General features: G+C 63.3%; 11 protein-coding genes. 4 read left to right on the top strand and 7 right to left on the bottom strand.

All coding sequences use genetic code 11. The features are described 5' to 3' along the window. Nucleotides 1-66 precede the first annotated feature (66 nt). Genes PRZ01_RS05335 through purE form a run of 4 tightly spaced genes read right to left on the bottom strand, consistent with a single transcriptional unit; the run spans nt 67 to nt 3,785 of the window. Nucleotides 67-1,041, bottom strand: a complete 975-nt coding sequence (locus tag PRZ01_RS05335; protein ID WP_273595729.1) for an SGNH/GDSL hydrolase family protein — start codon at nt 1,039-1,041, stop codon at nt 67-69. A 40-nt stretch (nt 1,042-1,081) separates the two neighbouring features. After that, entirely contained in the window at nt 1,082-2,113 is a 1,032-nt protein-coding gene (locus tag PRZ01_RS05330) for an L-threonylcarbamoyladenylate synthase (protein ID WP_273595728.1), read from the bottom strand. Between the two features lie 14 nt (nt 2,114-2,127). Beyond that, complete coding sequence (locus PRZ01_RS05325) at nt 2,128-3,291, bottom strand: 5-(carboxyamino)imidazole ribonucleotide synthase (RefSeq protein WP_273595727.1); 1,164 nt, start codon at nt 3,289-3,291, stop codon at nt 2,128-2,130. Beyond that, entirely contained in the window at nt 3,288-3,785 is a 498-nt protein-coding gene (gene purE, locus PRZ01_RS05320; RefSeq protein ID WP_273595726.1) for a 5-(carboxyamino)imidazole ribonucleotide mutase, read from the bottom strand. The genes PRZ01_RS05325 and purE overlap by 4 nt, the downstream gene beginning before the upstream one ends. A gap of 202 nt (nt 3,786-3,987) precedes the next feature. On the opposite strand from purE, the gene PRZ01_RS05315 reads away from it, so the two are divergent. Then, nucleotides 3,988-4,956 (top strand): tetratricopeptide repeat protein, encoded by a 969-nt coding sequence (locus PRZ01_RS05315; protein WP_273595913.1) that lies wholly within the window; start codon nt 3,988-3,990, stop codon nt 4,954-4,956. A 26-nt stretch (nt 4,957-4,982) separates the two neighbouring features. On the opposite strand, the gene PRZ01_RS05310 is transcribed toward PRZ01_RS05315, so the two are convergent. From PRZ01_RS05310 to fba, 3 genes are all read right to left on the bottom strand, one after another. Beyond that, nucleotides 4,983-6,104, bottom strand: coding sequence for a hypothetical protein (locus PRZ01_RS05310; RefSeq protein ID WP_273595725.1), 1,122 nt, complete (start codon nt 6,102-6,104; stop codon nt 4,983-4,985). A 37-nt stretch (nt 6,105-6,141) separates the two neighbouring features. Continuing rightward, nucleotides 6,142-7,038 (bottom strand): phosphoribosylaminoimidazolesuccinocarboxamide synthase, encoded by an 897-nt coding sequence (locus tag PRZ01_RS05305; RefSeq protein ID WP_273595724.1) that lies wholly within the window; start codon nt 7,036-7,038, stop codon nt 6,142-6,144. A 125-nt stretch (nt 7,039-7,163) separates the two neighbouring features. Further along, a complete protein-coding gene (gene fba / locus PRZ01_RS05300; protein WP_273595723.1) occupies nt 7,164-8,228 on the bottom strand; it encodes a class II fructose-bisphosphate aldolase in 1,065 nt (354 codons plus the stop codon). 220 nt (nt 8,229-8,448) lie between these two features. Here fba and PRZ01_RS05295 point away from each other — a divergent pair, with 220 nt between their 5' ends. From PRZ01_RS05295 to PRZ01_RS05285, 3 genes are all read left to right on the top strand, one after another. Beyond that, nucleotides 8,449-9,477 carry an ATP-binding protein gene (locus PRZ01_RS05295; protein ID WP_273595722.1) on the top strand — a complete coding sequence of 343 codons (1,029 nt, stop codon included), beginning with the start codon at nt 8,449-8,451 and terminating at the stop codon, nt 9,475-9,477. A gap of 378 nt (nt 9,478-9,855) precedes the next feature. Further along, complete coding sequence (locus tag PRZ01_RS05290; RefSeq protein WP_273595721.1) at nt 9,856-10,512, top strand: PEP-CTERM sorting domain-containing protein; 657 nt, start codon at nt 9,856-9,858, stop codon at nt 10,510-10,512. A 103-nt stretch (nt 10,513-10,615) separates the two neighbouring features. Next, the gene (locus PRZ01_RS05285; RefSeq protein WP_273595720.1) at nt 10,616-11,461 is read left to right on the top strand and encodes a sterol desaturase family protein; all 846 of its coding nucleotides are present in this window, start codon (nt 10,616-10,618) and stop codon (nt 11,459-11,461) included. Nucleotides 11,462-11,464 lie beyond the last annotated feature (3 nt).

Raw genomic sequence — 11,464 nt, 5'->3', positions numbered from 1 at the left:
CGAGACGCAGCATGAGAAAGCCCGGCCATGTTGCCATGGCCGGGCCTGGTTTCTGATCACCCAGTGTCAGAAGGGGTTGTTGCGAGCCCGGCTCAAGGCCAGAGTGGCCAGCCGCGATTGGCCGCCTGGGCTCAGCAAGTTGTCAGAAGCCCACAACCACGTGGTGGGCGAGCTGCTCGACATCAAGGTGTTGGTGGTGCAGTTGTCGATCGTGACCGTGGTCAGGCAGGCCGCGTCGGTGACGTTGCTGAAGCCGAACGACGACGGGTACTTGACCGCAGTTTGCAGGTTTTCATCCGCCAGCACCAAACCGATCAGGCGCCCATCGTTCAAGATGTTGACGCGCATCTCCAAGTTGAACTCATGGGTCAGCTCGGTCAGGAACGCGGCGCGGTCGATGTCGCCCTTGCTGTTGCGCTCCTTGATGGCAAACGGGGTCAGGCCCTGGTCCAGCACGGTGGCCAGCACCACGCGGCCATTGGCATTGGCGATGCGGTTGACTTGCGCGGCCAGGTTACGGGCGCGCACGCGCACTTCGTCCATCAAGGCATCGTGGCTTTGCGTCGGGTAGTCGGCGTACAGCTCAAGGATGTCGTTGGCGCCGACCATCACGGTCACCATGTCTTTGGGGCCGAAGGTGCTGATCGCGAAATGCGCGTCGAGCTTGTTCTTGAAGTCCGCCACCTTGGCGCCCACCGAGGCATACATCAAGCCATTGGGCGTAGCGAATTGGTTCGGGTTGCACTCTTTAAACACCAGGCCGAAGGAGTTGGCCAGCGTCTGCACCCAAATGGGGTTGACGCTGCAGTCCAAGGCCGCAGTGGTGGCATTGAGCCCATTGATGCCGTACTTCTTGCCCTCGCTGGTGACAAGACTGGTCTCGTCACCGAACGTGATGATGCGCGTGGGGGCGAAGGGTTGAATCTGCGAGGTACCGCCGCCACAGGCGCTCAGGCCCGCAAGGGCCGCGATCGACAAACAGGCCAGACCTTGGCGACTGAGGCGGGCTAAGCCGCGCGGGCCAAGTTTGAAACTCTTCATGAACTCTCCGGACAAAAAACCAACGGGGCCTACAAACGCCCTAAGCCTCAAACGCTGCCGCAGCACGGGACAGGCGGTCCCGCACCCCATCCCATGCGGAATCGGGCGGCGGCAACTCAATCCAAATCTGCGCAGCCCCAGCCGCGTCCAAATCACGCAGGACCGCGAACAACTCATGCGCGGTGGCTTTGGCGGCTTCAGGCATCTGCCGCCACAAAACGGGCTGACCCGCCAAATCCACGCGTGAATATACCGCCAGCCCCACAGGCAGCGCTGCGCTGAGTTTTTGACGCAGCGTTGGGGTATCCAGCAAACGCACGATGGCACGTGGCGCGTAGTGCGCGACCAGGGTACCCGAGGCACGCGGGGCCGCCTCGGCAACGGCCGCGGCGGGGCCTCCGTCAACGCCGTCAACGCCGGCCAGCGTGCTGCCGTCCAAGCTCAGCGGCTCGCCCATGGCGGCTTCGATCTGCGCCGGCGTCAAGATGCCGGGGCGCAGCAAGACGGGGCGTGCCCGTGAGCAATCCACAATGCTGGATTCGATGCCCACCTCGCAAGCACCGCCGTCCAGCACCACCAAACCGGGCTCGAATTCATCCACCACATGCTGCGCCTGCGTCGGGCTGACGCGGCCAAAGCGGTTGGCGCTGGGCGCCGCCACCCCGAGCACGCCGCGCTCACGCGCCGCAGCCAGCAAGGCCCGCGCCACCGGATGCGCCGGGCTGCGCAGGCCAATGCTGTCTTGCCCACCCGCAGCCGCAGCGGCCATTGCCGGCTTGCGTTTGACGATCACCGTCAAGGGGCCGGGCCAAAAAGCGTCCATCAAGCGCCGCGCCACGGGCGGAATTTGCGCGGCGAAACGTTCGGCGTCCGCCACGTCCAGCACGTGCACGATCAGCGGATGGTCGGCAGGCCGGCCCTTGGCGGCAAAGATTTTGGCCACGGCAGCGTCGTCATCGGCACGCCCGCCCAGGCCGTACACCGTTTCGGTCGGCAAGGCGACCAAGTCGCCGGCAGCCAGGGTGGCGGCCGCCTGCGCAATGGCCTGGGGGTCGTGTCCGTCCAGCAGCATGGTCGGCCTCTTGCTTACCACTCGGTGGACAAGCCAAGAATGCGCGCTGCGGCGCGCGCGGCGTCGCCGGCCAGCGCAGCACTTGCCGCAGTGATGTTGAGGTGGCCCATCTTGCGCCCCGGCCGGGCCGACGCCTTGCCGTACAAGTGCAGATGGGTGCCCGGCAGCGCCAGCACCTGATCCCAGGCGGGGGTGCGCTCGACGCCTTGGGCGTCAAACCACAGGTCGCCCAGCAAATTGAGCATCACCGTGGGGGAATGCAAACGCGGAGTGCCCAGCGGCAACCCGGCCATGGCGCGCACCTGCAGGTCAAACTGCGAGACATCGCAGGCGTCCATCGTGTAGTGGCCCGAGTTGTGCGGGCGGGGCGCCATTTCATTGACGATCAAACGACCATCTTGCAGCACGAAAAATTCCACGCACAAGACGCCAACGTACTGCATCTGCGCGGCAATGCACGCGGCAGACGCCAGAGCCTGTGCGGCCAACTCAGCGCTGACATTGGGCGCCGGCACTTGCGTGACCGCCAGAATGCCGTCGCGGTGCAGGTTCTGCTGCACCGGAAATTGCACGATGTCGCCCGCCTCGTTGCGCGCGCTGATCACGCTCAGCTCCAGCGCCAGGGGCAACATTTGCTCCAGCACGCAAGGGACATTGCGCAATTCGTTCCAGGCGGTGGCCAGCTCAGCGCGGCTGCGCACCCGGCTCTGGCCCTTGCCGTCGTAGCCCATGCGGGCGGTTTTTAAAATACCGGGCAGCAGGTCATCGGGCACAGCCGCCAATTCAGCCTCGTTGCGGATTTGGGCATACGGCGCACACACGACCCCGCTGGCCGCGAAATGGGCTTTTTCATCGGCGCGGTCCTGGCAGATCGCCACCGAGGCACCGGCCGGTGCAACAAAACGGCGCTCCGCCAGCCGCGCCAGCGCCTGAGCGGGCACGTTCTCGAACTCGGTGGTGATGGCGTCGCACTGCGCTGCCAACTCGGCCAAGCCGGTTTCGTCCAGATAGCCGGCGCGGATGTGCTGGTGCGCCACAACGCCGGCGGGGCTGTCGGCGTCAGGGTCCAAGACCACCGTGCGATAGCCCAGACTTTGAGCCGCATGCACAAACATGCGGCCCAACTGCCCGCCCCCCATGACGCCCAGCGTCGCCTGGCCCGGCAGCTTGGCTGTCATCCTTGCAGGTCCTGGGTCATGGCCCGTGCGACCTCGGTCTGGCGCACGCGATACGCATGCAGCCGCTCACGCAGCGCCGCGTCATGATGGGCCAGCATGGCCACGGCAAACAAGGCCGCATTGGCCGCGCCCGCGTTGCCGATGGCGAAAGTGGCCACCGGAATGCCCTTGGGCATCTGCACGATCGAATGCAAGGAATCAACGCCTTGCAGGTGCCGGCTGGCCACCGGCACGCCCAGCACGGGCACCACCGTCTTGGCGGCCAACATACCGGGCAGATGCGCAGCACCGCCGGCACCGGCGATGATGGCTTGCAAGCCGCGCGTTGCCGCTGCCTCGGCATAGGCAAACATATCGTCAGGCATGCGATGGGCGCTGACCACCCGGGCCTCGAAGGCGATGCCGAACTCGGCGAGAATATCGGCAGCGTGCTTCATGGTGTCCCAGTCACTGCTGGAACCCATCACCACACCGACCAAAGGAGAGTCGCTCATTGGAATAACCCGCTAAAACTTGGCCCAGCCCGGCAGACGCCGATCCCGATACATGCGCTTCGACGAACGCACACCCGTGCTGGAAAACCTTGAATTGTAGGCGGCTGCCGCCATCTGCCCGACTTGCCCTTTCGCATTTACAAACCTTGACGCCGGCTTGACGTCACCCGATGTCTACCCGCAGCCCGACCTTGCCACCGCCATGATCGATATCACCCTACAGAATTTTGAAGCCGAGTTGATCCAGGGCTCCATGCAGCAGCCTGTGCTGCTGGACATCTGGGCCCCTTGGTGCGGCCCCTGCAAAAGCCTGGGCCCGGTCCTGGAAAAGCTGGAAGTAGCCTACGCCGGGCGCTTCAAACTGGCCAAGCTCAACAGCGACGAGGTGCCCGAGATCGCCCAGCAATTGAGCCAGATGTTCGGCGTGCGCAGCATCCCGTTTTGCGTGATGTTTGCCGGCGGACAGCCGGTGGACGGGTTTGTGGGCGCCATTGCGGAGGCGCAGATCCGGGAATTTCTGGACAAACACGTGCCGAGCGGCGAAGCCCTGGAAGCCCAGGAAGAAGTGGCCGCCGCCGAGGAACTGCTGGCCGAAGGGGATCTGGAGTCAGCGTTGGTGAAGCTGCAACGCGCAGTCGAGACCGACCCTGAAAACGAAACAGCCCGCTTCGACTACATCAAAGCCTTGCTGGAATTGGGTGACTTGCCCGCCGCCCACCAAGCCTTTACGCCGGTGGCCGCCAAAGCGGCCGACACCATCACCCGGCACGCCCGTTTTGCCGCGCTCGGCCAATGGCTGAAGGCTTGCGACCGCGCAGCCCTTGGCCTGGATCTGGCGGGCCTGCAAGCGGCAATCGCCACCAACAAGCGTGATTTCGAGGCCCGCTTCACCCTGGCGCAAGGGCGCTTTTCTGCCAATGATTTCACCGGTGCCATGGATGAGTTGCTGGAAATCATCCTGCGCGACAAGGCCTGGAACGACGGGCTGGCGCGCGTCACCTACGTGGCCATTCTGGAATTGATGACCCAACCCGCCCCCAAACCGGCGGCCGGCAGCAAGGGCCCCGGCGATGCCAAAGGCACGTTGGAACTCGCAGGCCACGCCGTGCTGCCGTCCAGCGACCCGGTGCTGGACCGCTACCGCCGCAAGCTCAGCATGGCGTTGAATTGAGGTGATTTCAGCGCCGCATCACTGAATCAACGCGGCACCAGGTCGCACGCACGCAAAGCCTGCGCCCGGCTCGCCAGCTGTGCCGCGTACCGCTGCCATTCCACCTCACCCTGCCGGGCATGGCTGGCAGCGCGCGCGGGGTCGCCCAAAGCGGCGTAGACATGTGCCAGGCGGCTGTGCATGACGGCGCGGTCGTCCACGTCGCAACCAGGGCTCAATTCCTGCAGGGCATGCTCAGCCTGCTGCGCGGCAAGTGTCGGTTTGCCCGCATTGAGGCTGCACCAAGCCAGATCGGCCCAGCGGCTGCAGCCCAGGCGCACCAACCCGGCCTCCCGCAGCTGGGGCAGGTGTTTTTCATAGAGCTGCTGCGCCGCCTCGAAACGCCCGTCCAAAGACAAGACCTGCGCCTGCAGCAAAGCGGTGAGGTCCGGCTGAACCGAGCCGCCCACGGCGTGGTCGTAGTGATCGACCGAATGCGCGCCGAGCAGCAAGGCCGCGGCCCCTTCAACCGCATGCAGGCCGCTGGCCTGCGGCGCCAGCAAACGATGCCGCCGAACTTGGCTGACCCGCATCTCGGCCTGATTGAACATCAAGGCGGACAGCGCCGCATCATCGCCATCGACCTGCACATGCCAGCGGGCCCGGGCGTACCAAGCGCGGCAAGCGTCTTCGTCGGACACCGATTGGTAGGCCAAGCCGATCACGGTGCACAGCCGGAAGCGCGCACCATGATCATCCTCGGCGGCCACCGTGTCACAGGCCCGGGCATGCGCAAGCAGCGCTGCATCGTCGTAGCGCACGTAGGCCAGGTGCGCCAACCAGGCCTCGCACAAGGCCTCCAGCGCCTGATCGCCATGGGCCTGGGCCTTGATCAAGGCTTGCGCCATGTCCTCACGCCCGCTGTCGCTGAAATCAGCGTAGTAGCACATCAAGCCTTCGGCAAATTGCAGCCAGGCGATCGGCGCCGCGTTGGCGTGCTGAAAAGCAAGCTGGTGCAACGCGGTCAATTGCTCGCGGGCTTGCGCCATCTGCCCATGCCGGGCCAGAAGCAAGGCACGTTGAACGCTCAGGCAGGCGCCTTGGGCAGTACTCGATGCGGACGCGATGCCAGCATCTAAGCGTTTAAGCAGGCGGCTCTTGATGCGCATGTGTCGGCCTGAACAAGCACAGCCTGTGCTCGGATCCTCAGCGGGTCAGGCGCTGCAGGGCTTCGCCGTATTTGGCAGCTGTGTTTTCGATCACCTCAAGCGGCAGGGCCGGTGCCGGTGCCACTTTGCCCCAAGGCTTGCCATCGACCTGCGCCTGCTCCAGCCAGTCGCGCAGAAACTGCTTGTCGTAGCTGGGCGGATTGCTGCCCACGGCATAGCTTTCGGCCGGCCAATAGCGGGATGAATCTGGCGTCAGCACCTCATCCATGAGGGTCAGGGTGCCGTCGGCGTCCAGGCCAAACTCGAATTTGGTGTCGGCAATAATGATGCCCTTGGAGAGTGCAAAGTCCGCCGCACGCTGGTACAGCTGAATGGAGATGTCGCGCACACGCTCGGCCAGCTCTTTGCCGATGATGTCAACACAGCGGTCGAAATTGATGTTCTCATCGTGGTCGCCCATCTCGGCCTTGGTGGCCGGGGTGAAGATCGGCGCCGGCAATTTGCTGGCGTTCTGCAGGTCGGCGGGCAACTTGACGCCGCAGACCTCACCGTTTTGCTTGTACTCGGCCCAGCCACTGCCGGCCAGATAGCCGCGCACCACCGCCTCGATGGGCAGCGGTTTCAAGCGCTTGACCAGCATGGAGCGGTCTTTGACCTGCGCCTTGTCGGCATCGCTCACCACCGACAGTGGGTCGTCGCCCGTCAGGTGATTGGGCACGATGCCGTCGAGTTGCTTGAACCAGAACAAGGCCATCTGCGTCAGCAGCGCGCCTTTGCCCGGAATGGGCTCGCCCATGATGACGTCGTAAGCCGAAATGCGGTCGCTCGCCACCATGAGGATGCGGTCCTCGCCCACCGCATAGTTTTCGCGCACCTTGCCACGGGCGATCAAAGGCAGGCTGGTCAGCGAGGAATTCAGGAGGGCAGCGGTCATGGCAGGAGGCTTCAAGGCGGGTAAAGGATGAATTTTAAAAGACAAAAGGCCCGTCAGCGCGGGCTGACAGGCCTTTGGGTGACAGGCTCGGGCCGTCAATGCCCGATCAAGCCCTGATCACGGGATCACTGCACCACTTGATTCAATTCGCCACGGGCATAGGCTGCCGCGATGTCGATCAGGCTGCGCGACTTGATCTTGCCGGCCTGACCTTCGCAGCCAAACTCCTGATAGCGCTGCTTGCAGATCTGCTTGGCGGCTTCACGGGCGGGCTTGAGCCATTCGCGGGCATCAAATTTTTCTGGGTTCTCTGCCAGGAACTTGCGGACTGCGGCCGTCATGGCCAGACGGATATCGGTGTCGATATTGATCTTGCGCACGCCGTACTTGATGGCCTCCTGGATTTCTTCCACCGGCACGCCATAGGTTTCCTTCATGGCGCCGCCGTACTGGCGGATCACGGCCAGCAGGTCTTGCGGCACGCTGCTGGAGCCGTGCATCACGAGGTGGGTGTTGGGGATGCGGGCGTGAATTTCCTTCACCCGCGAGATGGCGAGGATGTCGCCCGTGGGCTTGCGGGTGAATTTGTAGGCGCCGTGGCTGGTGCCGATGGCGATGGCCAGGGCGTCCAGGCCGGTGGCTTTGACGAACTGGGCGGCTTCCTCGGGGTCGGTCAGCATCTGGCTGTGATCCAGCTTGCCGGCAGCACCAATACCGTCTTCCTCTCCGGCCTCGCCAGTTTCCAGCGAGCCCAGGCAACCCAGTTCACCTTCCACCGTGACGCCCACCTTGTGCGCCAGGGCGACGACCTTGCGGGTGACGTCCACGTTGTAGGCGAAATCAGCGGGGGTCTTGCCGTCGGCATGCAAAGAGCCGTCCATCATCACGGAGCTGAAGCCCAGATCGATGGCGCCCTGGCAGATGTCGGGCGTTTGGCCGTGGTCCTGGTGCATCACCAGGGGGATGTGCGGAAAGGACTCCACCGCCGCCTGAATCAGGTGCTTGATGAAGGGCTCGCCCGCGTACTTGCGCGCACCGGCTGAGGCCTGCAAGATCACTGGTGCGCCGACTTCATCAGCCGCAGCCATCACCGCCTGCACCTGCTCCAGATTGTTGACATTGAACGCAGGAATGCCGTAGCCGCATTCGGCGGCGTGGTCCAGCAACTGACGCATTGAAACGAGAGCCATGATTTCTCCGGGAGTTTGTATGCCTTCTGCAGCGCAGGCTACCGCCAAAACTCGAAGGCAGGCCGTGTAACCACGCTGTAACTCATGGGATTCTAGCGGCGCGGGATGTCGCCCACGGGCTTGGCCCCCCCGCATCCCCTGCATTTGAACGTTCGGTACCATCTAATTGAGGCTTTAGGATGCCACGCTTGGCCGGACACTCCAGGGCTGGAGGATTGCAATGCCGACTCGACTTTCGCTCGACCATCTCACGCTGTGGATCACTGCCGCCGCGCGTGAACATTCGCTGGATCTGGCCAGCCATATTGAAGAGCGCACCGGTGCCAGCCGCCGCGCCGCCCTCGCAGCCCTGCGCAAACTGGTCGACGCCAACTGGCTAAGCCGCAGCGGCAGCGATCGCCGCCCTGTCTACGGCCCAGGCCAACTGCGCCAAGTGGCGCGCTCCTACACCCTGTACGGCTTGCAGGAAGACATTCCCTGGCAACGTGACTTTGCCCCGCACTTCGCCCTGCCGCCACATGTGCTGCGCATGGTGCGGCACGGCTTCACCGAATTGGTCAACAACGCGGCAGATCACAGTGGCGGCAGCAGCGTCACGGTGTCGCTGCGCCAGACACCCAGCCATGTGCAGTTGCTGGTGTCGGACGACGGCTGCGGCGTGTTCGACAAAATCTGCCAGTCCTTCGACATTGCCGACGCCCAGCACGCCATGCTGGAACTAAGTAAGGGGCGCTTGACCAGCCAGCCCGAGCAGCACACCGGGCGCGGCCTGTTCTTCAGCTCACAACTGGCCGACGTGTTTGACATCCACGCCAATGGCACCGCCTTCCAGCGACGCGCCTGGGAGTCGAACGGCTGGCGGCCCGGGCGGCCCATGCCACGCCAGGGCAGCTCCATCTACATGGCCGTGGCGCTGGACACCACCCGCACGCTGGACCAAGTGATGCAGGCCTGGAGCGTTGACGGCAGCGGCATCGAATTCGACCAGACCACCATCCACCTGAGCCTGCTAGCCGGCGAAGGCCAGGCCCTGGACTCGCGTGCGCAGGCGCGGCGTGTGGCGGCCCGGCTGGGCACCTTCCGGCGCGCCGAAATCAGCTTTGCCGGCGTGGAAGATGTGGGCCATGGTTTCACCGACGAGCTGTTTCGCGTGTTTGCCCGCGCCCACAAGGAGGTGGACCTGGTGCCCACCCACATGACGCCGCGCATCGCCGCGCTCGTCAAGAGCGCGCAGCAGTTTCCCAGCTGAGTGCTCCCCGGCGGTTGCACCCGCTCCAGCACATTGATATTGAGCGCGGGATTGCCGTAGCCGCGCTGCAACTCAGGCTGTTCCAGCGGTGAAGCATCGCCACCACTCGCCCGCCCTCAAAGTCCTTCAGTTGTAAACAGAACGGCCAGTGCTGATTTTGGCTCAGGCCTCACTGTTTTGGGCGACAGGACTCTCCATAAAATGACAAAAATGCGACATCAAATTGGCCAAATGTCTCGATTTAATCAAATTTCCCCTATTCAGGGGTTGAAAATTGAAGAGCGCCCGTAACAATGCAGCAACCAAGGCTGTATTTGCTCAAGAAAACGAGTGAGCCTTGGCATCAACGCACACAAGCAATCAACCCGGAGTCTTCCCATGAAATTTCTTCCTTCCTTGAGTTTGGCGGCCCTTTTTCTGGCCGGCACGGCCGCGCAGGCCCAGTCCATCAACAATGGCTCGTTTGAATCTGGCTCTTATCGTGTCCAAGGCGTCATCGGCGGGTGGAGCACAACGGCCTATATGTCGACCGTCTCAGCGGCTGACTTGGTCGCTGACCGTGCAACGGGCATGACGGCCAGCCCAGTCGGCGGCAATATGATGGCCGCGTGGTACCTGACGGTTGGCACGCCCACGCTGTCCCAGACCCTCTCGGGTTTGACGCCCGGCAAAAACTACAACATCTCTTTCTATGAAAGCACCGCCAATACTAGCCCCGACGCCTACGCGGCATCCCTGCAATGGCTGGTTTCTCTGGGCAGCCAGACCCTGGGCGGCACTGCCATGCAAGCCGCAGCACCCCACTCGGGCGCGGCCTGGAAAAAGGTCAATCTGACCTTTACTGCGAATATGGCAACTGAAACGCTCAAGTTCGTCGCCTCGGCCACAGCGCCCCTGGCGCCCGAGCCCCTGATGCTGCTGGACGGCATCACGATCTCGGCTGTACCTGAGCCCTCGACGGCAGCATTAAGTTTGGCTGGCCTCGGCCTATTTGGCTTTTTGCTGTCGCGTCGTCGCTCCGCCCGCCAAGTCTAAGCGTGCAAGCCAGGGCCCCGGCTGCTCCTGAGGGCCGGGCTCGCCTTTTTGGCTGAGCCTGCCCTCACTCCTGGCTCCGGACCGCTACGACTGCGCCCCCTCTATGCTGTACGCCCTGCAAAATCTGCTGGCCCATCTGCCGACCAATTTCTTCAAATTACTGGCTTGGCTGGCACTGGCAGCCTTGATCTTCATGCCCTTGGAGCGGCTATTGGCACGGCGCCCTCAGGCCGCCTTCCGCCAGGGCTGGTTAGGCGACATAGGCTATTACTTCATCAGCGGGTTGTTGCCGGCCTTTGTGCTGCTGTTCACCACCCACGCCATCAGCCAAATCAGCCATTTGCTCTTGCCAAAAGCCTGGTTCAGTTTGATGACGGGGCTTCCGCTGCTGACCGCCGCGTTTCTTACCTTGATCGTTGGCGACTTGGCCTACTACTGGGCGCATCGCTGGTCACACGAGATCCCACTGCTGTGGAAGTTTCATGCCATCCATCACAGCCCCAAGCAGTTGGATTGGCTGGTCAACACGCGCGCCCACCCCATAGACACCAGTTACACGCGCACGGTGGTCTTCATTCCCATCTGCCTATTGGGATTGAGTCAGGGGGCGGCCGGCGAGACGGACTTTTTGTTGCTGGCCTTTGCGCTGCTCAATCGCTTCTGGTCAACCTTCGTCCATGCCAACGTGAATCTGCGTTTGCGCGCGCTGGACGGCATTCTCAGCACGCCATTTTTTCACCACTGGCACCACACCAACGACGGCCCGCAGCTGGTCAACAAAAACTATGCAGCCGTGCTGCCGATCTGGGACAAGTTGTTCGGCAGCTATCTGATGCCCAATGACTTTCCGGCCAGCTATGGCATTGACCAGACGCTGTCCACCGGGGTGCTGAGCAAGGCATTTGCGCCGCTGGCCACAAACAAAAACGGCAGCGAGCCCGCCGCCTAGCCC

Source organism: Roseateles koreensis, from assembly GCF_028595305.1.
Lineage (GTDB): Bacteria > Pseudomonadota > Gammaproteobacteria > Burkholderiales > Burkholderiaceae_C > Paucibacter_A > Paucibacter_A koreensis.
The sequence above is the reverse complement of the archived record's forward strand: the minus strand, read 5'-3'. Positions and strand labels throughout refer to the sequence as shown.

What these genes read in the sequence shown, in the direction of transcription:
- PRZ01_RS05335 (WP_273595729.1), bottom strand. Translation starts at nt 1,041, where the DNA reads ATGAAGAGTTTCAAACTTGGCCCGCGCGGCTTAGCCCGCCTCAGTCGC.
- PRZ01_RS05295 (WP_273595722.1), top strand. Translation starts at nt 8,449, where the DNA reads ATGCCGACTCGACTTTCGCTCGACCATCTCACGCTGTGGATCACTGCC.
- fba (WP_273595723.1), bottom strand. Translation starts at nt 8,228, where the DNA reads ATGGCTCTCGTTTCAATGCGTCAGTTGCTGGACCACGCCGCCGAATGC.
- purE (WP_273595726.1), bottom strand. Translation starts at nt 3,785, where the DNA reads ATGAGCGACTCTCCTTTGGTCGGTGTGGTGATGGGTTCCAGCAGTGAC.
- PRZ01_RS05310 (WP_273595725.1), bottom strand. Translation starts at nt 6,104, where the DNA reads ATGCGCATCAAGAGCCGCCTGCTTAAACGCTTAGATGCTGGCATCGCG.
- PRZ01_RS05315 (WP_273595913.1), top strand. Translation starts at nt 3,988, where the DNA reads ATGATCGATATCACCCTACAGAATTTTGAAGCCGAGTTGATCCAGGGC.
- PRZ01_RS05290 (WP_273595721.1), top strand. Translation starts at nt 9,856, where the DNA reads ATGAAATTTCTTCCTTCCTTGAGTTTGGCGGCCCTTTTTCTGGCCGGC.
- PRZ01_RS05305 (WP_273595724.1), bottom strand. Translation starts at nt 7,038, where the DNA reads ATGACCGCTGCCCTCCTGAATTCCTCGCTGACCAGCCTGCCTTTGATC.
- PRZ01_RS05330 (WP_273595728.1), bottom strand. Translation starts at nt 2,113, where the DNA reads ATGCTGCTGGACGGACACGACCCCCAGGCCATTGCGCAGGCGGCCGCC.
- PRZ01_RS05325 (WP_273595727.1), bottom strand. Translation starts at nt 3,291, where the DNA reads ATGACAGCCAAGCTGCCGGGCCAGGCGACGCTGGGCGTCATGGGGGGC.
- PRZ01_RS05285 (WP_273595720.1), top strand. Translation starts at nt 10,616, where the DNA reads ATGCTGTACGCCCTGCAAAATCTGCTGGCCCATCTGCCGACCAATTTC.